Annotated in this window: 20 protein-coding genes; 8 read left to right on the forward strand and 12 right to left on the reverse strand. The window is 73.6% G+C overall.

Annotation, left to right across the window (positions count from 1 at the left end; translation table 11 throughout):
• Window positions 1-44 precede the first annotated feature (44 nt).
• Window positions 45-395 carry a type II toxin-antitoxin system VapB family antitoxin gene (locus ACFU0Y_RS08805; protein WP_380214097.1) on the forward strand — a complete coding sequence of 117 codons (351 nt, stop codon included), beginning with the start codon at window positions 45-47 and terminating at the stop codon, window positions 393-395.
• On the opposite strand, the gene ACFU0Y_RS08810 is transcribed toward ACFU0Y_RS08805, so the two are convergent.
• On the reverse strand, window positions 379-1,047 hold the full coding sequence (locus ACFU0Y_RS08810) for a TetR/AcrR family transcriptional regulator (RefSeq protein ID WP_380214098.1): 669 nt from the start codon (window positions 1,045-1,047) through the stop codon (window positions 379-381). The genes ACFU0Y_RS08805 and ACFU0Y_RS08810 overlap by 17 nt on opposite strands.
• 207 nt (window positions 1,048-1,254) lie before the next feature.
• Window positions 1,255-2,112 carry a hydroxymethylpyrimidine/phosphomethylpyrimidine kinase gene (locus tag ACFU0Y_RS08815; protein ID WP_380214099.1) on the reverse strand — a complete coding sequence of 286 codons (858 nt, stop codon included), beginning with the start codon at window positions 2,110-2,112 and terminating at the stop codon, window positions 1,255-1,257.
• A gap of 226 nt (window positions 2,113-2,338) precedes the next feature.
• Here ACFU0Y_RS08815 and ACFU0Y_RS08820 point away from each other — a divergent pair, with 226 nt between their 5' ends.
• The gene (locus ACFU0Y_RS08820; protein WP_380214100.1) at window positions 2,339-3,052 is read left to right on the forward strand and encodes a queuosine precursor transporter; all 714 of its coding nucleotides are present in this window, start codon (window positions 2,339-2,341) and stop codon (window positions 3,050-3,052) included.
• A gap of 43 nt (window positions 3,053-3,095) precedes the next feature.
• Here ACFU0Y_RS08820 and ACFU0Y_RS08825 read toward each other — a convergent pair whose 3' ends face one another.
• Together ACFU0Y_RS08825 and ACFU0Y_RS08830 are read right to left on the reverse strand one after the other, a co-directional pair.
• Window positions 3,096-3,899: an MBL fold metallo-hydrolase gene (locus ACFU0Y_RS08825; protein ID WP_380214101.1), complete on the reverse strand. Its 804-nt coding sequence runs from the start codon at window positions 3,897-3,899 to the stop codon at window positions 3,096-3,098.
• Window positions 3,900-3,955: 56 nt separating this feature from the next.
• Entirely contained in the window at window positions 3,956-4,429 is a 474-nt protein-coding gene (locus tag ACFU0Y_RS08830) for an SRPBCC domain-containing protein (protein WP_380214102.1), read from the reverse strand.
• Between the two features lie 60 nt (window positions 4,430-4,489).
• Here ACFU0Y_RS08830 and ACFU0Y_RS08835 point away from each other — a divergent pair, with 60 nt between their 5' ends.
• The gene (locus tag ACFU0Y_RS08835; RefSeq protein WP_380214103.1) at window positions 4,490-5,224 is read left to right on the forward strand and encodes a TVP38/TMEM64 family protein; all 735 of its coding nucleotides are present in this window, start codon (window positions 4,490-4,492) and stop codon (window positions 5,222-5,224) included.
• Between the two features lie 111 nt (window positions 5,225-5,335).
• On the opposite strand, the gene ACFU0Y_RS08840 is transcribed toward ACFU0Y_RS08835, so the two are convergent.
• Complete coding sequence (locus ACFU0Y_RS08840; RefSeq protein WP_380214104.1) at window positions 5,336-6,889, reverse strand: alanine/glycine:cation symporter family protein; 1,554 nt, start codon at window positions 6,887-6,889, stop codon at window positions 5,336-5,338.
• A gap of 211 nt (window positions 6,890-7,100) precedes the next feature.
• Complete coding sequence (locus ACFU0Y_RS08845) at window positions 7,101-7,292, reverse strand: hypothetical protein (protein ID WP_380214105.1); 192 nt, start codon at window positions 7,290-7,292, stop codon at window positions 7,101-7,103.
• 161 nt (window positions 7,293-7,453) lie between these two features.
• Here ACFU0Y_RS08845 and ACFU0Y_RS08850 point away from each other — a divergent pair, with 161 nt between their 5' ends.
• The 3 genes from ACFU0Y_RS08850 to ACFU0Y_RS08860 all read left to right on the forward strand — a co-directional run bounded on the left by ACFU0Y_RS08850 (window position 7,454) and on the right by ACFU0Y_RS08860 (window position 9,034).
• A complete protein-coding gene (locus ACFU0Y_RS08850) occupies window positions 7,454-7,879 on the forward strand; it encodes an Lrp/AsnC family transcriptional regulator (protein WP_380214106.1) in 426 nt (141 codons plus the stop codon).
• 67 nt (window positions 7,880-7,946) lie between these two features.
• Window positions 7,947-8,438: a universal stress protein gene (locus ACFU0Y_RS08855; protein ID WP_380214107.1), complete on the forward strand. Its 492-nt coding sequence runs from the start codon at window positions 7,947-7,949 to the stop codon at window positions 8,436-8,438.
• A 128-nt stretch (window positions 8,439-8,566) separates the two neighbouring features.
• Window positions 8,567-9,034 (forward strand): universal stress protein, encoded by a 468-nt coding sequence (locus ACFU0Y_RS08860; RefSeq protein ID WP_380214108.1) that lies wholly within the window; start codon window positions 8,567-8,569, stop codon window positions 9,032-9,034.
• Here the strand turns inward: ACFU0Y_RS08860 and tgt are convergent.
• The 5 genes from tgt to ACFU0Y_RS08885 all read right to left on the reverse strand — a co-directional run bounded on the left by tgt (window position 9,016) and on the right by ACFU0Y_RS08885 (window position 14,533).
• Window positions 9,016-10,317 carry a tRNA guanosine(34) transglycosylase Tgt gene (tgt, locus tag ACFU0Y_RS08865; protein ID WP_380214109.1) on the reverse strand — a complete coding sequence of 434 codons (1,302 nt, stop codon included), beginning with the start codon at window positions 10,315-10,317 and terminating at the stop codon, window positions 9,016-9,018. The two genes, ACFU0Y_RS08860 and tgt, sit on opposite strands and share 19 nt — an antisense overlap.
• A 60-nt stretch (window positions 10,318-10,377) precedes the next feature.
• Complete coding sequence (locus ACFU0Y_RS08870) at window positions 10,378-10,920, reverse strand: NUDIX hydrolase family protein (protein ID WP_368809148.1); 543 nt, start codon at window positions 10,918-10,920, stop codon at window positions 10,378-10,380.
• A 97-nt stretch (window positions 10,921-11,017) separates the two neighbouring features.
• Complete coding sequence (locus ACFU0Y_RS08875; protein WP_380214110.1) at window positions 11,018-12,310, reverse strand: glycoside hydrolase family 76 protein; 1,293 nt, start codon at window positions 12,308-12,310, stop codon at window positions 11,018-11,020.
• Window positions 12,311-12,353: 43 nt separating this feature from the next.
• Window positions 12,354-13,595, reverse strand: a complete 1,242-nt coding sequence (locus ACFU0Y_RS08880; protein WP_380214112.1) for a DUF418 domain-containing protein — start codon at window positions 13,593-13,595, stop codon at window positions 12,354-12,356.
• A complete protein-coding gene (locus ACFU0Y_RS08885; RefSeq protein ID WP_380214113.1) occupies window positions 13,592-14,533 on the reverse strand; it encodes a pseudouridine synthase in 942 nt (313 codons plus the stop codon). Before ACFU0Y_RS08885 ends, ACFU0Y_RS08880 begins: the two co-directional genes overlap by 4 nt.
• A gap of 122 nt (window positions 14,534-14,655) precedes the next feature.
• Between ACFU0Y_RS08885 and idi the strand changes: the two genes are divergently transcribed.
• Window positions 14,656-15,207, forward strand: a complete 552-nt coding sequence (idi, locus tag ACFU0Y_RS08890; RefSeq protein ID WP_380214114.1) for an isopentenyl-diphosphate Delta-isomerase — start codon at window positions 14,656-14,658, stop codon at window positions 15,205-15,207.
• 15 nt (window positions 15,208-15,222) lie between these two features.
• Here idi and ACFU0Y_RS08895 read toward each other — a convergent pair whose 3' ends face one another.
• On the reverse strand, window positions 15,223-16,131 hold the full coding sequence (locus ACFU0Y_RS08895; RefSeq protein ID WP_380214115.1) for a LysR substrate-binding domain-containing protein: 909 nt from the start codon (window positions 16,129-16,131) through the stop codon (window positions 15,223-15,225).
• Between the two features lie 128 nt (window positions 16,132-16,259).
• On the opposite strand from ACFU0Y_RS08895, the gene ACFU0Y_RS08900 reads away from it, so the two are divergent.
• A complete protein-coding gene (locus ACFU0Y_RS08900) occupies window positions 16,260-19,766 on the forward strand; it encodes a bifunctional proline dehydrogenase/L-glutamate gamma-semialdehyde dehydrogenase (RefSeq protein ID WP_380214116.1) in 3,507 nt (1,168 codons plus the stop codon).
• The last annotated feature ends 46 nt before the right edge of the window (window positions 19,767-19,812 follow it).

Consider the following 19,812-nt stretch of genomic DNA (forward strand, 5'->3'; position numbering starts at 1 on the left):
GTCCCGCAGGTGCCTCCTGCGGGACCCGCCCCTACCATGGACGCATGATCTTCAAGGCCGTGGGCGACTCCCGCCCGTATCCCGACCACGGCCTCGTCACGCCGCACGACTGGTCGGGCATCGCCCCGCGCCAGGTCCGGCTCGACGAGCTGATCACCACGAAGACCACCCTGGACCTGGCGACCCTGCTGGACGCCGACTCCACGTTCTACGGCGACCTGTTCCCGCACGTGGTCCGCTGGGACGGCCACCTCTACCTCGAGGACGGGCTGCACCGGGCGCTGCGGACCGCGCTGCACCACCGCACCGTGCTGCACGCGCGGGTGCTGGACCTCGCGCGGGGGCCGGGCGCGCGGGCGGGGGCCGAGCGGGGCGCGGTCAGGACGCCGCGCTGAGGGGCGGTCGCTCGGGTGCCAGCGGCACGGGGTGGCCCTCGGCGTCGAACTGCGCTCCCAGGCCCTGCTGGATGAAGCGGACGGTGGAGCGGATGTGCTGCTCCCGGGCCGCCCGGTCCTGGTCCGAGTTCTGGCCGCGGTCCGCCGCGGCGGTCAGGGAGCCGTGCACCAGGGCCGCGAGCTCCGAGATGTCGCCCGCCGGCAGATAGCCCTGGCCGATCGCGTCCCGCAGGATCGCGGCCAGCAGGCCCTGGAGCTCGCCCACGTGCTCGCCCAGCTTCTGGTAGTCCTCCGGGGAGAGGACGGTGCGCATGGTGGGGCCCGGGGGCAGGTGGCGCCGGGTGAGGTCCTCGATCTGGGCGCGGATGTAGACGGCGAGCCGGTCGACCGGGTTGGCGACGCCCTCCAGGTCGCGGCGCAGGTCGGTCATGAACCGTTCGGTCTCGTCCAGGGCGTAGGCCACGAGGAGCTCGCCCATGTCCGCGAAGTAGTTGTAGACCGCGGTGCGGCCCACGCCGGCGTTCTTGGCGACGTGCGTCATGGTCAGGCCGGTGAGGCCCTGCTGGTAGAGCAGCTGGCCGAAGGAGTCGAGGATCGCTCGTTTGGTGTTCTCCCGCTGCGCGGCGTTGGTGGCCGCAGAAATACGAGGCATGATGACACCTTATCTGTGCGTGTCACCAAATTATGCACACTTTGTTGAGCCTTGGTGACGGTGTGTCTGTCTATGACATCACCGTTTTCCGGCTCTGGAGTCCTCCGGGCCGACAGTCTGGGGAAACGTCCAGGAAACCCCCAGCGGGAAAGGGCGGGAGTCGGAGGGGCCCGGCCGTGCGGGAGCAGCCGCCGGGCCCCTGCCGGCTCACCGCTCCGCGGCCGAGCCGCCCTGCCAGAGGGAGTCGAACGGGGCGCGCGAGGTGATCCGGCGACGGATGCCGGCGGAGACGAAGGCCTTCGCCGTGCGGGCCGCCTCGAGGGGCTCGGCGCCCTTGGCCAGCTCCGCGGCGACCGCGGCCGCGAGCGTGCAGCCCGCCCCGGCCACAGGGACCTCGCCGACCTTGGCCTCGGAGAGCACCTCGAGGGTGGTCCCGTCGTAGAAGACGTCGACGGCGTCGGGGCCGGCCAGGCGCACCCCGCCCTTGGCGAGGACCACCGCGCCGGACGCCTCGTGGATCCGCCGGGCGGCCTCCTCGAGGTCCTCGACCGTGCTGATCTCGTCCATGCCGGCCAGGGAGAGGGACTCGAAGTGGTTGGGGGTCACGAACGTGGCCAGCGGCAGGATCCTCGCCTTCAGCGCCTCGTCGGTGTCCAGCGCCGCGCCGGGCTCCTGGCCCTTGCAGATGAGCACCGGGTCGAGGACGAGGTGGCGCGGCGCCAGCGCGGTGAGCACCTCGGCGGTCGTGGCGATGGTCTCGGGGCTGCCCAGCATGCCGATCTTGACGGCGTCGAGCGCGTGGGCGGCCGTGATCGCCTCGAGCTGCTCGCGCAGGACGTCCTGCGGCACGGGGAACAGGCGGTGGCCCCAGTCCGCGGCCGGATCGAAGGACACGATGCAGGTGAGCGCGAGGGAGCCGAAGACCCCCAGCTCCTGGAAGGTCTTGAGGTCGGCCTGGGCGCCGGCGCCGCCGGTGGCCTCGGAGCCCGCGATCGTGAGGGCGACGGCCGGCCGGTCGGCGGGGTCCGCGGCGGCGGGCGTGGGAACGGTGCTGGTGTCGGTCATGGGAGCCATTCTGCGCTCCCGTGCGCCGCCGGGGCCAACCGCGCGGGGCTAGACTGTACGTCGGTCTCCGGCCGGCACGCGACATCCCCACGGGACCCGCGGCGGCGGGAGGGGGCGCCCGGGTGGCAGGCGGACGCCCCGCGTCCGTCCAGCACACCGCACAGATCGAACCACGGCGCCGCCCCGCGCGGGCCGGCGCCGCGTCACAACAGATTGGTGACCGACCGTGTCCTCCTCCTCCGGCCCTGCCCCCGCCGGCTTCGCCCGCCGGCCCCGCACGTACTTCGACCTCGTCGTGGCGGCGTACTGCGTGGTCCTGGTGCTCTCCAACGTCGCCGCGACCAAGGGGGTCGCGTTCGGCCCCGTCATCACCGACGGAGGCTTCTTCCTCTTCCCCCTCGCCTACGTCCTGGGCGACGTCGTGGCGGAGGTCTACGGCTTCCGGGCGGCCCGCCGGGCCATCGTCACGTCCTTCGCCGCGGGGCTGTTCTCCTCGGTCGTGTTCTGGCTCGTCATCGCCCTGCCGCCGGCGGAGTTCTACGACGGGCAGGCGGCCTTCGAGTCCGTCCTGGGCCCCGTCCCGCTCATCGTGGCGGGCTCCCTGCTGGGCTACCTCGCGGGGCAGCTGCTCAACGCGTTCGTGATGGTCCGGATCAAGGCCCGCACCCGGGAGAGGCACCTGTGGGCCCGGCTGATCGGCTCGACCCTGGTGGGCGAGCTCGTGGACACCGTGATCTTCTGCACCGTGGCGGCCCCCGTCATCGGGATCACCACGACGGGCGACTTCCTCAACTACGTGGTGGTCGGATACGTGTACAAGGTCCTGGTCGAGGTGCTGGTCATGCCGGTGACGTACGCCGTGATCGGCTGGCTCAAGCGCCGTGAGCCGACCTACGGCGCCACCGTCCCCGCGGGGGAGGCGCTCGCGCCCCTGCGCTGAGGGGCGCTGCGGCCGGCACCGGCGGCGCTCCCGGCGGCTCGGCTCAGAAGCCGAGATAGGCCAGCTGCGCGCCCACCGAGCGCCGGGCGGCGGGCAGCACGTGCGCCGGGACGTCGGCGTAGATCCGCGCCGTGATGGCCTCGAGCGTCGCGGCCCGGCCCAGGGCGCGCAGCGCCTCCCGCACCTCGGCGAGGCGCTCCATCCGGTGCTCGAGGAGCTCCTCGCACACCGCCTCCACGTCCTCCCGCACGTCCGCGTGCGCCGGGAGCACCAGGGCGTCGCCCAGCACGGCCAGGCGCTGCAGGGAGCGCAGGTAGTCGCCCAGGCTCCCGTCCGGGTGGTCGAGCATCGTGGTGCCCCGCCCCAGGACCGTGTCGCCCGTGAGCACCGAGCCGGAGGTGCGCGGGACGCTCCCCGCGCCCGCGGCCGGGGCGTCGTCGGGCAGGTGGAAGCTCACGGAGTCGGAGGTGTGGCCGGGGGTGTGCAGCACCCGGATCCGGCACCCGGCGGCCTCGATCGTCTCGCGGTCGACCAGGGGGTCGGCATCGCGGCAGAACTCCGGCAGGAAGGCGCGCACGGGCGCACCGGTGAGCGCGTGGAAGGCGTCGACGGCCTCGGTGTGGTCGGCGTGGCGGTGCGTCACCAGGACCAGCACGGTCCGCCCCGCGGCGGCCAGGGCGGCGAGGTGGCCGCGATCGGCGGGGCCCGGGTCCACGACGACGGCGTCCGCCTGCCCCGGCGCCCCGATCAGCCACGAGTTCGTGCCGTCGAGGGTCATGGGGCCCGGATTGGGGGCGGTCAGCCGCCGGGTCAGGGCGGTGGTGCGGATGCCGGCGTCCTGGGTCATGCGGGCAGACTATCCGAGCCCGGCGGGGACCGGTGCCCCGGACTCCGGAGCCCGGCTCAGCCCGTGGCCAGCAGGGCCTCGAGCCGGCTGAAGGAGCCCCGCCACGCCGCGGCCGCTCCCGGGTGGACGGCAGGGGGGAGCGGCCCCTGCGTGAGCACCAGCAGGGTGCCCCCGTCCCCGGTGGCGACGAACTCGGTGCGCGTGAGCACGTGGCTCGCGGTGGGCTCGCCGTCCGGCCCGGGCAGCGCCTCGCGGCCCTCGAGCAGGACTCCCGGCTCGACCCGCGAGTACGTGCCGTGCACCGGGGCGACCTGGGCGGGGTCGGCGTCCTGCACCAAGCGGAACTGCTGCCGGCCCCCGGCCCGGACCTCGAGCAGCACGGACTCCCGGGGCACGCTCCAGCCGGGTGGGCCGAACCAGGCGGCGAGCCGGTCGGGCTCGGTGAAGGCGGCGAAGACCGCGGCCGGAGGGTGCGCGAGGGGGTGGGAGACGGAGAGGACCTCCGCGGGGTCCAGGTCGGTGACGTCCATGCCTCCCATTGTCCCCGGTCGTCCTCGGCCCCCGCGACGGCGGTCGGTACAGTGGCGCACGTGAGCACCGAACCTGCGCGGGAGCCGGGGGCCCGCGAGCCCGGCGCACGGCCGGCCTGGGTCACCGCGCTCAAGGGGGGTGCGCTCCTGCTGCTGCTGGCCCTGGCCGTCTGGTACCTCATCGGCCACGAGCTGCCCACCGTGGAGCAGATCCGGGTCTTCGTCGAGGGCTTCGGCGCGTGGGGCCCGCTCGTCTTCGCCGCGGTCTTCGTCCTCGTGGCCGCCACGCCGATCCCGGTGACGATCATGGCCGTGTCGGGGGGCTTCCTCTTCGGCATGGCCCAGGGGAGCGTGGTCGGGGTCGTGGCCACCACGGCCGGGGCCTGGCTGGGGTACTGGCTGGCCCGGTTCCTCGGCCGCGACGCCCTCTACCGGCTCGCGGGCAACCGGGTCGAGCTGGTGGAGCGCAAGCTCCTCGGGAAGGGCTTCCTCACGGTGCTCGTGCTCCGGCCCGTGGTGCCCAACTGGACCCTCAGCTACGGTGCGGGACTCGTGCGCATCCCGCAGCGCGACTACCTCGGGGCGACCCTGCTGGGCGGGATGCCGGGGCAGGTGAGCTTCGCCGCCGTGGGGGCCTTCACGTCCCGGCCGTCGTGGTCGGCACTGGCGGTGGTCGCCGCGTCCTGGGCGGTCGTGGTGGTCGTGGCCGTGCTCTCCTGGCGGCGGTCACGGCGGGAGACCGGGTCCGAGCGCGAGACCGAGCCCGAGGCGGACGGCGTCGGAACGGCCGAGTAGCCCGAGCGGGCGCAACCGGGCGGGCAGCCCGGACACGACGGCGCCCGGCCCTCGGGACGAGGACCGGGCGGACGTCGTTGGCGGGGCGACCTCCGGGTCGCTCCGCGGGGGTCAGGTCCTGTCGCGGACCGCGGTGGACCCGTCGGTCGGCTCGTTGCCGAGGAGGTGGAGCTTGCCGCTCTTGCGGTCGGCGAGGTACTCCTTCATCTCCTTCTTGATGACGGGCAGCAGGAAGTAGACGCCGAGCAGGTTGACGAAGCCGCAGACGAACAGCGCCGCGTCGGCGAAGGCGATGACCTCGCTGAAGGTCAGGACGCAGCCGGAGACGGTGAAGAACAGGTAGATGAAGCGGAAGATGTTGTCGCTGAGCCGGCTGCGACCGAACAGGAACTCCCACGCCTTGAGGCCGTAGTAGAACCAGGTGATCAGGGTGGAGAACGCGAACAGGATGACCGCGACGGCCAGGATGATCGGGAACCAGGGGATCACCGTGGCGAAGGCGTCGGAGGTGAGGATGACGCCGTCGGGAGCGCCGCCACCGGCCTGCACCTGGTCGATGCCGGCCTGCAGGCTGGGGGCACTGGCGATGACGATGGCCAGGGCCGTCATGGTGCAGATGATCACGGTGTCCACGAAGGGCTCGAACATCGCCACGAAGCCCTCGCTCACGGGGCGGCGGGTCTTGACGGCCGAGTGGGCGATCGGGGCGGAGCCGAGGCCGGCCTCGTTCGAGAACGCCGCGCGCTGGAAGCCCACGATCATGACGCCCAGGACGCCGCCGGCCATGCCCTCGGGCGAGAACGCGCCGTTGATGATCGAGGCGAACGCCGCGGGCACCTGGTTGAGGTTGACGAGGATGACCACCAGGCACGCGGTGACGTAGACGGCGGCCATGGCGGGCACGAGCCGGCTGGTGGTGGCGCCGATCGACTTGATGCCGCCGATGATGACCAGGCCCACGAAGCCCGCGAGGATCAGCCCGAAGACGAGGGCCGCCCCGGCGCTGCCGAGGAAGCCGTCGGCGCCGCCCGTCACGTTCCGCGCCTGCGCGAAGGTCTGGTTGGCCTGGAACATGTTGCCGCCGGCCGCGCCGAAGAGGAGGATCGCGACGGCGAAGATGCCGGTGAAGATCTTGGCGACGACGTTGCCGAACCTGCCGTACGCGACGAGCAGGTACCGGAACGGGCCGCCGCTGACCGTGCCGTCCTCGTGCACCTCGCGGTACTTCACGCCCAGGGTGCACTCCGCGAACTTGGTGGCCATGCCGAGCAGGCCGGCCACGATCATCCAGAACGTGGCACCCGGACCGCCCAGGGCCATGGCCGCGCCCACACCGGCGATGTTGCCCAGGCCCACGGTCCCGGACAGCGCGGAGGTCAGCGCCTGGAAGTGCGGGACCTCACCGGGGTCGTCCTTGGACGAGAACTTGCCCCGCACCACGTCCCAGGACACCTTGAGGCCGCGGAACTGGATGAAGCCGAAGTAGACGGTGAAGATCACGCCGGCCGCGATGAGCCAGGCCACGACGAACGGGAAGCTGACGCCCGCGATGGTGATCGGGTAGAAGACGATGTTGTTGAAGATCTCGGTGATCGGAGCGAACGCACTGTTGATGGCGTCGTCGATCGCCGCGAGCCATCCGACTTCGTCGGTGACGGTAGTCATGGGTAACGCCTGTGTGATCTGCATCTCACCACTACACATTGTGGACAGCCGGTTGGCAACAGACACGCTTGTCGCCGAAAGAGCCATCTTGTCGTGGCAACGAAGATTTAACACGGAACGGCCCGGCTCTCCCGCCTCGACGTCACATCGGGGAGGGGAGCCGGGCCGCCTGCGGTGCCGGGGCGGCGTCGTCGTCGACGCCGGTGGCGGGTCAGCGGCCGGTGCCGGATCCGCTGGTCAGGTACTGGGGGGCGGTCATGGCGCACACGTTCAGGCCGCGCGCGAGGTCGCTGCCGGCCTGGCGCACGACGCCGCCCATGGAGGTGGTGCGGGCCGGTGCTGCCGCGCGGCCGATGGCGATGAAGAGAAGGGCGGGAAGGCCGAGGACGAGGAGGAGAGCCATGGGACGAGACAACTTTCTGTGGGCGGTGCGGAGGGGCCCGTTGGTCGGAGAATGGAGCGCCGGGTGGTCCGGCGGAGAACGGTGCCCTGGGTGACATCTAAAGTCTAACGGGCCGCTCATGATAAATTCAATGTGAGAACCCTCACGAAAGGAGTGAATCGTTGCGTCTTGACGATATTGACCAGCAGATCATTGCGTCACTGGTCCAGGACAGCCGGGAGAGCTACGCGGCCATCGGCCACAAGGTGGGGCTGTCGGCCCCGGCGGTGAAGCGGCGGGTCGACGTCCTGCAGCAGACGGGGGCCATCAAGCGCTTCACCGCGGAGCTCGACCCGTCGGTCCTGGGGTGGAACATCCAGGCGTTCGTGGAGCTGCACTGCGACGGCGGGCTGTCGCCGTCGATGATGCGCACCATGGCCGCCGACATCGCCGAGGTGACCGCCGCCTACACGGTGACCGGCGAGGCGGACGGGATCTTCCTCATCCGGGCCGAGAACACGACCCACCTGGAGGACGTCATGGTGCGGATCCGGGAGTGGAAGGGCATCAACCACACGAGGAGCTCGGTCATCCTCTCGCATCTCTGAGCGCGGTCCCCCGGGCTCTGGAATACTGGGCCCACAGCACCGTCGTCACCACAACGGAGGACCGGCCATGGAGAACGCAGCGGAATCAGTCGTCGTCGTCGGGGTGGACGGATCCCCCCAGTCCGTGGAGGCACTGCGCTGGGGCGCACGGCTCGCCCCCGCGTACGGGGCCACCGTCAAGGTCGTGGGGGCCTGGGAGAACCCGCCCGAGTACGTCAACTTCGTGCACTTCAAGGACGACCGGTTCGACGAGCTCGCCCGGGAGCGGGTGGACCGGGCCGTCCGCGAGGCGTTCGGCGAGGACGTGCCCGCCGGACTCAGCACCGTGGTGGAGTTCGGCCATCCCTCCAAGGTCCTGATGCGCCACTGCGAGGGAGCCGAGATGCTCGTGGTGGGACGCCGGGGCCACGGCGGTTTCAAGGGGCTGCTGATGGGGTCGACCAGCTCCGCGTGCGTCGCCCACGCCCCGTGCCCGGTGCTCGTGCTCCCCGAGGAGACCGTCGAGGCCGGTCGGGCGGAGGCGGCCGGGTGGTCCGAGGGGACCGCAGCCGCCGGCTGAGGGCCCCGGCCGGGGGGCCGGGCGGATCGTTCGTGTCCCCCGAACGGACGCCGGCACCGCGGCGCGCGCCGGACCCCGCTCTGTGATACTGATCACGTCACCGTGAGCACTCGAGCAGAGGACCTGGAATGAGCAACGGAACCGCAGCAGCGATCGTCGTCGGCGTCGACGGATCCCCGCAGTCCGTCGAGGCGCTGCGCTGGGCGGCGCGGACGGCGCCGTCCCTCGGCGCGGGCATCAGGGCCGTCGGGGCCTGGGACTATCCGCCCGAGTACGCCGGGTACGTCCCGCTGGGCAGCGACAACTTCGACGAGATCACCCGGAAGAAGGTGGACAAGGCGGTCCGCGAGGCGTTCGGCGACGACGTCCCGGCCGGGCTCAGCACCTCCGTGGTGTTCGGCCACCCCTCGAAGGTGCTGGTGCACGAGAGCGAGGACGCCACGATGCTCGTCGTCGGGCGCCGGGGCCACGGCGGGTTCCGCGGGCTGCTCCTCGGCTCGGTGAGCGCCGCCTGCGTCGCGCACGCGAAGTGCCCGGTGCTCGTGATCCACGAGCACGCCGGGGCGGACGGGCCGGCTCAGGACCGGCCCGCGTAGTAGCGGCCCAGGACCTCGTCCCGGTACTCGAAGTACGTGCCGTCGGCCATGGCCTCGCGGGCGCCGTCCACCATGCGCACGACGAACCGCTCGTTGTGGATCGACGTGAGCGTCGCGGACAGGCGCTCCTTGGCCTTGAACAGGTGGTGCAGATAGGCCCGGGTGTAGTGGGCGCACGTGTAGCAGTCGCACCCGGCGTCGATCGGCGTGAGGTCCGTGCGGAAGCGGGCGTTGCTGACGGTGAAGCGGCCGTCAGGGGCGTACACGGCGCCGGAGCGGGCCACCCGGGTGGGGGAGACGCAGTCGAAGGTGTCCGCGCCGTTCTCGAGGGCCGTGAAGATGTCGTCCGGCTCCGAGATGCCCAGCAGGTGCCGGGGCCGGTTCTCGGGCAGCTCCTCGTTGCACCAGCGCACGATCGTGCCCAGGTTCTCCTTCTCGAGGGCACCGCCGATCCCGAAGCCGTCGAAGTCCATCGCGCCCAGGTCGCGGCACGCCTTCCGGCGCAGGTCCTCGTACTGGGCGCCCTGGATCACGCCGAACAGGGCCTGGTACGGGCGGTCGGCGCGCTCCTCGGTGAGCCGGGCGTGCTCGGCGACGCACCGCTGCGCCCACCGGCGGGTCCGCTCGAGGGACGTCTCCTGGTAGCCGCGGGAGTTGTGCAGCGTGGTCAGCTCGTCGAAGGCGAACATGATGTCCGCGCCGAGCCGGTGCTGCACCTGCATCGAGATCTCCGGCGTGAAGCGGTGGACGTCCCCGTTGATGTGGGAGGTGAACGTCACCCCGTCGTCGTCGACCCGCGCCATGCGCTCCTTGCCCGTCGCGACGTCGTCGTCCCCCGCCGCCGAGGCCGCGGCCGTGGACATGTCGATGACCTTCCGGAACCCCGAGCCCAGGGACATCACCTGGAAGCCCCCGGAGTCCGTGAAGGTCGGGCCGGACCAGTTCATGAACGCGCCGAGCCCGCCCGCGGCGTCCAGGACCTCCGCGCCGGGCTGGAGGTAGAGGTGGTAGGCGTTGGCGAGCAGGGCCTGGGCGCCGAGCTCCGCCATGGACTCCGGCAGCACGGCCTTGACGGTGGCGGCGGTGCCGACGGGCACGAAGGCCGGGGTCCGGATCGTCCCGTGCGGGGTCGTGATCGTCCCGGTGCGGCCCAGGAACGGGCCGCCGTTGGCCCGGACGCGCCCGCCGGGGATCGCGGCGGTCTCCGCGAGGCGGTGCTCCACCTCGAAGCCGAAGGCGGAGCGGGCGGCGGTGGGGAGCAGGATCTCGTCTGGTGCGGGCACCCGTCCATTGTGCGCCACGGCGCGGACGCGGGCGGGCGCCCGGCCGTCAGCCGTGCGCCCTCAGCGGCCCCAGCCGGCGTGGGCCACGGCCTGGCGCACCAGATCCCCGCGGCCCCCGGCGAACTCCGCCTGCACCTCGGGGCTGAGGGCCTCCTCCGGGCTCATCCAGGACAGCTGCAGGGCGTCCTGGCGCGGACTGCACTCCCCGCGCACCGGCACGATGTAGCTCAGCGCCACGGCGTGCTGGCGGTCGTCGGTCAGCCCGGTCTCGGACGGGGAGGGGAAGAACTCGGCCACGGCGAAGGGCGTGGTGGACACCGGCAGCTGCGGGAACGCCATGGCGCCCAGGTCCTTCTCCAGGTGGCGCAGCAGCGCCGCCCGGATGGTCTCCCGGTACAGCACCCGCCCGGAGACGAACGTGTACATCATCTCGCCCTCGGGGGTCGCCTGCAGCAGCAGCCCGATCTCGGAGAGGTAGCCCAGCGGGTCGAGCCGGACCGGCAGGGCCTGGACGTAGACCATCGGCAGACGGCGGCGCGCCTCCTGCAGATCGTCCTCGTTGAGCCAACCGGGGTTCGGATCGGGGGTGCGGAGGAAGTTCATACTGCTGTTCTATCCCAAGACCCCGGGCAGGACCACGGTCACCACCGCGCCGGGCGGCCGGTTCAGCGCTCAGCGGAGCCGGTGGCGGCGGCCCCGCTCAGGGGCGGGCCAGCCGGGCGGCGGCCTCCAGCACCGTCCACGCCTGCACCTGGGTGGACAGCTCGACCGGCACGCCGGGGCGCTGCGCCTCGTCGGCGTGCCGCGCCGGGTCCGGGGAGAAGATGGCCACCGTCTCACCGGCGGGCTCCGACGCCGGGCCCCCCGGCGCGCTGAAGTCCACCGCCGGGTCGAACTCCCGCCGGCCCGCCCACAGGGCGTCGGCGGTGCCCGTCACGAGGGCGGCGGCGGTGCGGCGGGCGTCGGCGGGCAGGTCCGGGTGCAGGGCGGCGCCGGCCAGGTAGCGGGCCAGGATCCCGCTGAACAGGCCGCCGTCCCCGCCGCCGTGGGTGCGCAGGACCGGGCGCCCGTCCAGCTCGCGGCCGTACTCCTGCGCGGCGCCGGCCACCACGTCGGCGGCCGTGCGCAGCAGGTCCGCCCGCTGCTCCTCGCCCGTGCCCGGACCGCCCGCGAGCTCGAGGAGCACGCCGAGCACGGGCCCGGAGCTGTAGCTGAACAGCCGGTCGTCCCGGCGCGTCACCTCGGTGCCGGACCCGGCGGCCACCAGGCGCAGGCCGTCGTGGAAGACCTTGCGCTCCGGGTTCCAGAGGGTGCTCCGCAGCCAGGCGAGCACCGCGCCCGCCTGCTCCGGCCGGTGCGTGCGCACGAACCCCAGGGCGGTGGGTGCCGAGGACGCCGTGTTCTTGACCTCGTGGCGGGTGTTCCAGAAGACGCCGCCGCCGAGGTCCCCCGTGTGGCCCCGCTCGAGCCGGGTGAGCAGGGCGCTGCCCGCGTCGAGGCACGCCACGTCCGGTCGCCCGGTCAGGGCGCGGTCCAGCTCGGCGAGACGGCCCACGGCCAGCAGCAGCCACGCCATGTCGTCGTAGTAGGAGTTGTGCGTGACCCGGCCGCCGCTGCGCAGGGTGATGCCCCGCAGCACGCGGTGCCCCTCGCGGCGGAACCGCCGGGCCCGCCCGGGGTCGTCCAGGTGCCGGAGCCCGGCGTCCACCAGCGCGTCGAGCAGGTGCGCCTGCCACCAGTAGTGCCACGGGGCCTTCGGCGACGTGGGGCGCGGGTGCGCCGGAGCGCCGAGCAGGGTCCCGGGCACCCCCAGCGCCCGCCCGCCGAACAGCTCCAGGACCGAGCGGGCCGCCTTGTCGGCCCGCGCCGCGGCGGCGGCACCGGTGTGCCCGGCCGCACCGGCGGCCACCGTGGGGCCCGGGTGCCCGGGCTGTCCGGCGGGGTCGTCGGTCGTGGGGTAGCGCGCGGCGCGCGCGCCGGTGGTCGGGGGCATGGCGAGCTCCTGTGCTGGCGGGGATGACGTGCTGCCCCCGAGCCTAGGCGCTCGCCGGGGGGCGGGGCCCGCCGTGCTCCCGTGCGGGACCGCGGTGGAGCCGCCGGTGCAGGGCCTCGGCCGGTCCGGGCAGGCCGCGCCGCTCGAGCAGGGCCGCGCCGAGCAGCGTGGCCAGCCACACGGCGGAGCCGAGCAGCAGCGCGGCCGTGGGCGTCAGGGCACGGCCGAGCCCCAGCGCGAACGGTGGCAGCAGCACGGTGAACAGCACGGACTGCGCGAGGTATCCGGTCATCGACCGGCGGCCGAGGGCCTGCAGCGCCCACAGCACGGGGTGCTCGCGCGCCCGGCCGGCCCCGGTACCGGGGCGTAGCACCCGGTCGCAGACGAGCGCCACCACCAGCGCGTAGCCGACCCCCTGCGCGGCCCCGGTCAGTGCGTCCGCGCCGGTGAGCACGGACCCGGCGGCCGGTGAGGGGTCGAGCCGGTCCGTGGTCAGGAGCCCGGTGCCGAATCCCGTGAGGAGCCCGGGCCCGATGCACACCAGGGCGATCCGCAGCAGCCGGCCACGGCGGGGTCCGGGATCCTCCAGCACCCGGTACCGGCTCAGGGCCAGCCCGAGCAGCAGCATGGGCAGCAGGCCCAGCAGCTGCAGCGGCGCGAAGGAGACCACCCCGAGCCCCTCGGCGAGCCCGAGGGCCAGCCGCTCCGGGACGGTGTCCGCCACCAGGCTGGGGAAGGCCGGCGTGCCGGGGGTCCGCACGGCCCAGCTCGCCGCCCCGTAGAGGACCATCAGCACCGCGCCGAGGGCGGAGAGGACCACGAGGGTGCGCGTGCTCTCGGCGATCAGCACGGCGAGGAGGAGACCCCCGAAGGCGTAGGCGGTGATGATGTCCCCGGGGAAGAGCAGGCACGCGTGCAGGGCCCCGATGAGGACCAGCCACCCGTAGCGGCGCAGGAGCAGCCGGCGCGCCAGCGGCAGCGGTGTGCCGCGGCCGGCCTCCCGCGCGGCGATCTGGCCCACGCCGTAGCCCACCAGGAACGAGAACAGCGGGAAGCCGCGGCCGTCCACGAGCATCGACATGGCCATGTTGACGACGTCGTCCGCCGTCCACCCGGCGGTGTCCGCGCCGGCGCCCAGTGTCCGGTTCCGGGGGCCGTCGGTCGGACCGGGCACCCAGATCCACACCGTGATGTTGGCGACCGCGATGACCCAGAGCATCAGCCCCCGCGCCACGTCCGGCGCCGGGACGCGGTCCGTCCCCCGGGGGGTGTGCGGGGCGCTCACGCGCCGGCCCCGGTCCGCAGGGCGCGGCCGCTCTCGAGCACGAGCGGCTCGCCGGTCACGGGGTGCACGAGGGCGATCCGGCGGGCCAGCAGCTGCAGCGGCCGACAGGGGTCCTCGGCGTCCGCCGGACGGACCTGCGGGTACAGGGGGTCGTGGCGGACGGGGATGCCCAGACCGGACAGGTGCACCCGGATCTGGTGGGTGCGCCCGGTCTCGGGCCGGAGGGCGTAGGGCGCCCACGTCCCCTCCTCGTCCTCGAAGGGCGGGCCGGCCGCCGCGACCGCGGTGCGCGCGTTGACCGGGCCCGGGACCTCCCGCGCCTGCAGGCAGGCGCGGTCCTTGACGATGCGGGACTCGACGAGGCGCGGGAGGCGCAGCCCGGTCCGGTGCCCGGCCACGGCCTCGTACTCCTTGGTCACCGCCCGCTCCTGGAAGAGGACCTGGAACCGTCCCCGGGTGCCCGGGTCCCGGGAGAGGAGCAGGACCCCGGCGGTGCCGCGGTCCAGGCGGTGCAGCGGGGAGAGCCGGTCCTCGCCGCGGGCGCGGCGCAGCTTCACGAGCGCGCTCTGCGCCACGAACGCGCCGCGCGGCGTGGTGGGCAGTCCGTGCGGCTTGTCGACCGCCAGCAGCCACTCGTCCTCGAACAGCACCGGCAGGTCCCCGGGCAGCTCCGGCTCCTCCGGCAGGGCCCGGTGGTACCAGACCGAGCCGCCGGGACGGACGGGGGCGTCGTGGGCGACGGGCCGTCCGGCGTCGTCGACGATCCCGCCGGACGCGAAGAGCTCCTCGAGCTCGGCCGCGGACGCGGGGAACCTGCCCAGCAGGTGGTCGCGGACGGTGCCGTCGGATCCGGGCCCCGAGGGCGGCATCCGCACCCGGACCGGGTCCACCCCGTCCCGCAGCGGCAGGGGAACGGGAACGTGCCGACGACGTCGCATGGTTCACGATCGTGCTCCGGCCGCGGCCCGTTGTCCACTCCGCGGGCCCGCGTTCCACCGGTGCGCCGATCCTGCGAGAATGGTTGCGCACCGTCACCCGCCCGCCGACCGGAACGAGGCCCATGTCAGCCGAAGAAGTCGTCCTCCTCGACGACGCGCACCGACCCATCGGCACCGCGCTCAAGGCCGGGGTGCACACCACGGACACCCCCCTGCACCTCGCGGTCTCGTGCTACGTGCTCGACGACGACGGGAGGCTGCTGCTGACCCGCCGGGCGCTGGCCAAGAAGACCTGGCCGGGGGTGTGGACCAACAGCTTCTGCGGCCACCCGGGCCCCGGCGAGGGGTTCGTCGAGGCCATCGCGCGCCGCGCCGGCCAGGAGCTGGGCTTCGAGGTGTCGGGGATGACCGAGGTGCTCCCCGACTTCCGCTACCGGGCGGTGGACGCCTCCGGGATCGTGGAGAACGAGTTCTGCCCCGTCTACGTGGCACGGGCCACCGGGCAGCCGCGGCCGCTGCCCGCGGAGGTCGCGGAGGTCGCCTGGATCGCCCCGGAGGAGCTCTTCGCCGCGGCCGAGGCCGCGCCGTTCCTGCTCAGCCCGTGGCTGCTGGAGCAGGTCGCGGACGACCGGCTGCGCGGGGCGCTCACGGGGCGGGCCGCGGTCCGGCCGTAGCCGTCCGGCCGCCCCTCACTCCATCCGGCCGGCCAGGCCGGCGGCCACCGACTCGAGGGCGGCGCGCAGCGCCAGGATGGCCGGGCGGTGCGCGCTCGACCCCCGGATCGAGGTGAACACCGTCCGCCGGGGCCCGGACGGCAGGTCGACCAGCCGGCAGGGCGAGTCCTCGCCCACCCACATGAGGTCCGGCATGAGCGCCACGGCGTTGCCGGACTCCACGAGCCGGGTCTGCGCCTGGAGGTCCGCCGTCGAGAACCGGACGTCGGGCTCGAAGCCCGCCCGCCGGCACAGCTGCTCGCCCCAGTGCCGCGAGGCCGCCCCCCGGGGCTCCATCACCCACGGCAGCTCCTGGGCGTCCCGCAGGGAGGCGACGGACGCGTGCTCCGGGCCCGGGGGGACGGCCAGGCGGATGGCGTCCGTGATCAGCCGCCGCCGGTCCAGGTCCGGGTGGTGGGCGGCGGCGTGGCTCGGGTACTGCTCCGCCACGACCACGTCGAACTCCCGGGTCCACGTCTCGTAGAGGGCCCGCTCCGGCTCGGCCTGCACCATCTCGACCCGCACGTCCGGGTGCTCGCGGCGCATGGTGCCCAGCACGTCCGGCAGCAGCGCCAGGGCCGCGGACTGGAACACGGCGACCCGCACGGTGCCGCTGACCGTGCTCAGCGACGCCGCGAGGTCCGACTCGGTGCGCTCCAGGACGTCCAGCAGCTCGGTGGTGCGCGCCACGAGGATCTCCCCCTGCGGGGTGAGCTGGACCCGCCGGCCGGCCTTCGCCAGCAGCGCCACCCCGGCCTCCTTCTCCAGCGCCGCGAGCTGCTGGGAGACGGCCGAGGGGCTGAAGTTCAGGGCGGCGGCGACCTCCGCGAGGGTGCCCCGCAGGGCCAGTTCCCGCAGCAGCCGCAGCTTGCGCACATCCAGCATTCCGACGCCCTCCAACAATTAGTATTACTGACGGATCAACTGTGGAATTCTTCACTTTATCCGAATCGTTCCGGGGCGCACACTGGACGTACCGCAGTGATCTCGACCCAACCCAGGGAGTACCACCCATGACGACGATCCCCGTCCCCCCGGCAGTGCAGGTCCCCGGCCGCCCCGCGGCGGGACGTACCCTTCCCCACGCCGCGATCCCGGCGTCCCTGCCCGAGCAGGCCGTGGCCACGGTGCGCCGCTGGCTCACCGAGGCGGAGCAGTTCCCGAAGGACGCCTCGGGGGAGCAGCTGGCAGGGGTGCTGAAGGATACCGGCGGGCTGGACTTCACGGTCGGCTTCGTCGACGGCGTCATCCGCCCGGAGGACATCAAGGTGGCCGCCCGCAACCTCGCGCGGCTGGCGCCGAAGGTCCCCGGCTTCCTGCCCTGGTACCTGCGCACCGCGGTGCGCACCGGCGGGGCCCTGGCCCCGGTCGCCCCGCAGGCCGTGATCCCGGCGGCGCGCAAGGCGCTGCGCGAGATGGTCGGGCACCTGATCGTGGACGCGAGCGAGGCCAAGCTCGGGCGGTCGATCGCCAGGATCCGCAAGGACGACGTCCGGCTCAACATCAACCTGCTCGGCGAGGCCGTGCTCGGCGAGCGCGAGGCCGACCGCCGGCTGCAGGGCACCCACGAGCTGCTGGCCCGGCCGGACGTGGACTACGTCTCCATCAAGGTGTCCTCCACCGTCGCCCCGCACTCGCCCTGGGCCTTCGACGAGGCCGTGGCCGAGGTCGTCGAGAAGCTGACCCCGCTCTACGCGCGGGCCGCCTCGTTCGCCACCCCGAAGTTCATCAACCTGGACATGGAGGAGTACAAGGACCTGGACATGACCCTCGCGGTCTTCACCCGGATCCTCGACCAGCCCCAGTTCAAGGACCTCGAGGCCGGCATCGTGCTGCAGACCTACCTGCCCGACGCCCTCGAGGCGATGATCCGCCTCCAGGAGTGGGCCGCCGCCCGCCGCGCCGCCGGCGGCGCCTCCGTGAAGGTGCGCGTGGTCAAGGGCGCGAACCTGCCCATGGAGCAGGTCGAGGCCTCCCTGCACGACTGGCCCCTGGCGACCTGGGGCACCAAGCAGGACTCGGACACCCACTACAAGCGGGTCCTCAACTACGCGCTGCAGCCGGAGCACGCCGATGCCGTGCGCATCGGCGTGGCCGGGCATAACCTCTTCGACATCGCCTTCGCCTGGCTGCTGGCCGCCGAGCGCGGCGTGGCCGACGCGGTGGACTTCGAGATGCTGCTCGGCATGGCCACCGGCCAGGCCGAGGCGGTCAAGCGCGACGTCGGCTCCCTGCTGCTCTACACCCCGGTGGTGCACCCGGCCGAGTTCGACGTGGCCATCGCCTACCTGATCCGCCGGCTGGAGGAGGGCGCGAGCCAGGAGAACTTCATGTCCGCGGTCTTCGAGCTCTCGGCCAGCGAGGAGCTCTTCGAGCGGGAGAAGAACCGTTTCCTCGCCTCGCTCGCCGCGCTCGACGACACCGTGCCGCTGCCGAACCGGGTCCAGGACCGCCGTCTGCCGGAGCTGCCCGCCCCGACCGACGCCTTCGCGAACACCCCGGACACCGATCCGGCCGTGGCCGCCAACCGGGACTGGGGCCGGGCGATCATCGAGCGGGTCCCCGGCTCCCGGGCCGGGGTGGAGACCGTCACCGCCGCGGCGCTGCGGACCGAGGGGCAGCTCGACCGCGTCATCGGCGCCGCCCTCGAGGCCGGCCGCGACTGGGCCGCCCTCACCGGCGCCCAGCGGGCCGAGGTGCTCCACCGCGCCGGGGACTCCCTCGCCGCCCGCCGTGCCGAGCTGCTCGAGGTCGCGGCGGCCGAGGCCGGCAAGACCCTCGACCAGTCCGACCCGGAGATCAGCGAGGCGATCGACTTCGCCCACTACTACGCCGAGCGCGCCCGGGAGCTGGACGAGGTCGACGGCGCGTCCTTCGTGCCGTCCCGGCTGACCGTGGTCACCCCGCCGTGGAACTTCCCGGTGGCCATCCCGGCCGGTTCGGTGCTGGCGGCCCTCGCCGCCGGCTCCCCGGTGGTGTTCAAGCCGGCGGGTCCCACCAAGCGCTGCGGCGCCGTGGTCGCCGAGGCCCTCTGGGAGGCCCTGGACGCGTCCGGGATCTCCCGCGACGTGCTCGCCCTCGTGGACCTCGAGGAGCGCGCCCTCGGCCGCCAGCTGATCTCCCACCCGTCCGTGGACCGGCTCATCCTGACCGGCGCGTACGAGACGGCGGAGCTGTTCCGCTCCTTCCGCTCCGACCTGCCGCTGCTGGCCGAGACCTCGGGGAAGAACGCCCTGATCGTCACGCCCAGCGCCGACTTCGACCTCGCGGCCAAGGACGTCGCCTACTCGGCGTTCGGCCACGCCGGGCAGAAGTGCTCGGCGGCCTCCCTGGTGATCCTCGTCGGGTCCGTGGCGACGTCCCGCCGGTTCCGCAACCAGCTCGTCGACGCGGTCACCTCCCTGACCGTCGACTACCCGACCAACCCCGCCGCGCAGATGGGCCCGCTCACCGAGCCCGCCGAGGGCAAGCTGCTCCAGGCCCTGACCACCCTCGAGGAGGGGCAGTCCTGGCTGATCGAGCCGCAGCGGCTCGACGAGTCCGGCAGGCTGTGGACCCCGGGCGTGCGCACCGGGGTGCAGCGCGGATCCGAGTTCCACATGGTGGAGTACTTCGGCCCGGTGCTCGGCGTGATGACCGCCGAGACCCTGGAGGAGGCCGTCGCCCTCCAGAACGAGGTCGAGTACGGCCTCACGGGAGGCCTGCACTCCCTGGACCCGGAGGAGATCGGCTACTGGCTCGAGAACGTCCAGGCCGGCAACGTCTACGTCAACCGCGGGATCACCGGTGCCATCGTCCAGCGCCAGCCCTTCGGCGGCTGGAAGAAGTCGGCGGTCGGCCCGGGCACCAAGGCCGGGGGCCCGAGCTACCTCATGGGCCTGGGCGAGTGGGAGCCCGCGCCGCTGCGCGGGTCCGGGCGCCCCGTGGCCGACGCCGCCGTCGCCGACCTGCTCGCGGCCGCCCGTGCCGGGCGGGCGGGGGTCACGGCGCAGGAGGCCGAGGTCCTCGAGCAGGCGCTGCGCAGCGACGAGGCCGCCTGGGCCGGGGAGTTCGGGGTCGCCCGGGACGTCTCGCAGCTCTACGCGGAGCGCAACGTCTTTCGCTACCTGTCGCTGCCCGTGACGGTGCGCCTGTCCGAGGGCGAGCCCCTCGCCGACCTGCTGCGCGTGGTCGCCGCCGGCCTGCGCGCCGGTGCCGAGCTCACCGTCTCCTCGGCGCTCGAGCTGCCCGCCGCGGTGCGCTCCGTGCTCACCGGCCGGGGCGTGCGGGTCCGGGTGGAGGACGACGCCGCCTGGCTGGCCGGCGCCGCAGCCCTCGGCGGCGGCCGGGTCCGCCTCATCGGCGGGGACCGCGCGGCCCTCATCGCCGCGACCGGGTCCCGTCCGGACGTGGCCGTCTACGCCCACCCCGTCACCGGGGCGGGCCGGGTGGAGATGCTCCCGTTCCTGCACGAGCAGGCCGTGAGCATCACCGCGCACCGCTTCGGTACGCCGAACCACCTCACGGACGACCTGATCTGACGCACTGCTGCGACGGCGCCCCGCGCCGCGGCCCCCGCTTCCGGGC

Origin of the sequence: Kocuria sp. NPDC057446, assembly GCF_042802875.1 — a bacterium.
In the GTDB taxonomy this organism is placed as follows: domain Bacteria; phylum Actinomycetota; class Actinomycetes; order Actinomycetales; family Micrococcaceae; genus Kocuria.

What these genes read in the sequence shown, in the direction of transcription:
- ACFU0Y_RS08855 (WP_380214107.1), top strand. Translation starts at nt 7,947, where the DNA reads ATGGAGAACGCAGCGGAATCAGTCGTCGTCGTCGGGGTGGACGGATCC.
- ACFU0Y_RS08805 (WP_380214097.1), top strand. Translation starts at nt 45, where the DNA reads ATGATCTTCAAGGCCGTGGGCGACTCCCGCCCGTATCCCGACCACGGC.
- ACFU0Y_RS08830 (WP_380214102.1), bottom strand. Translation starts at nt 4,429, where the DNA reads ATGGACGTCACCGACCTGGACCCCGCGGAGGTCCTCTCCGTCTCCCAC.
- idi (WP_380214114.1), top strand. Translation starts at nt 14,656, where the DNA reads ATGTCAGCCGAAGAAGTCGTCCTCCTCGACGACGCGCACCGACCCATC.
- ACFU0Y_RS08860 (WP_380214108.1), top strand. Translation starts at nt 8,567, where the DNA reads ATGAGCAACGGAACCGCAGCAGCGATCGTCGTCGGCGTCGACGGATCC.
- ACFU0Y_RS08870 (WP_368809148.1), bottom strand. Translation starts at nt 10,920, where the DNA reads ATGAACTTCCTCCGCACCCCCGATCCGAACCCCGGTTGGCTCAACGAG.
- ACFU0Y_RS08895 (WP_380214115.1), bottom strand. Translation starts at nt 16,131, where the DNA reads ATGCTGGATGTGCGCAAGCTGCGGCTGCTGCGGGAACTGGCCCTGCGG.
- ACFU0Y_RS08900 (WP_380214116.1), top strand. Translation starts at nt 16,260, where the DNA reads ATGACGACGATCCCCGTCCCCCCGGCAGTGCAGGTCCCCGGCCGCCCC.
- ACFU0Y_RS08885 (WP_380214113.1), bottom strand. Translation starts at nt 14,533, where the DNA reads ATGCGACGTCGTCGGCACGTTCCCGTTCCCCTGCCGCTGCGGGACGGG.
- ACFU0Y_RS08815 (WP_380214099.1), bottom strand. Translation starts at nt 2,112, where the DNA reads ATGACCGACACCAGCACCGTTCCCACGCCCGCCGCCGCGGACCCCGCC.
- ACFU0Y_RS08845 (WP_380214105.1), bottom strand. Translation starts at nt 7,292, where the DNA reads ATGGCTCTCCTCCTCGTCCTCGGCCTTCCCGCCCTTCTCTTCATCGCC.
- ACFU0Y_RS08810 (WP_380214098.1), bottom strand. Translation starts at nt 1,047, where the DNA reads ATGCCTCGTATTTCTGCGGCCACCAACGCCGCGCAGCGGGAGAACACC.
- ACFU0Y_RS08840 (WP_380214104.1), bottom strand. Translation starts at nt 6,889, where the DNA reads ATGACTACCGTCACCGACGAAGTCGGATGGCTCGCGGCGATCGACGAC.
- ACFU0Y_RS08875 (WP_380214110.1), bottom strand. Translation starts at nt 12,310, where the DNA reads ATGCCCCCGACCACCGGCGCGCGCGCCGCGCGCTACCCCACGACCGAC.
- ACFU0Y_RS08825 (WP_380214101.1), bottom strand. Translation starts at nt 3,899, where the DNA reads ATGACCCAGGACGCCGGCATCCGCACCACCGCCCTGACCCGGCGGCTG.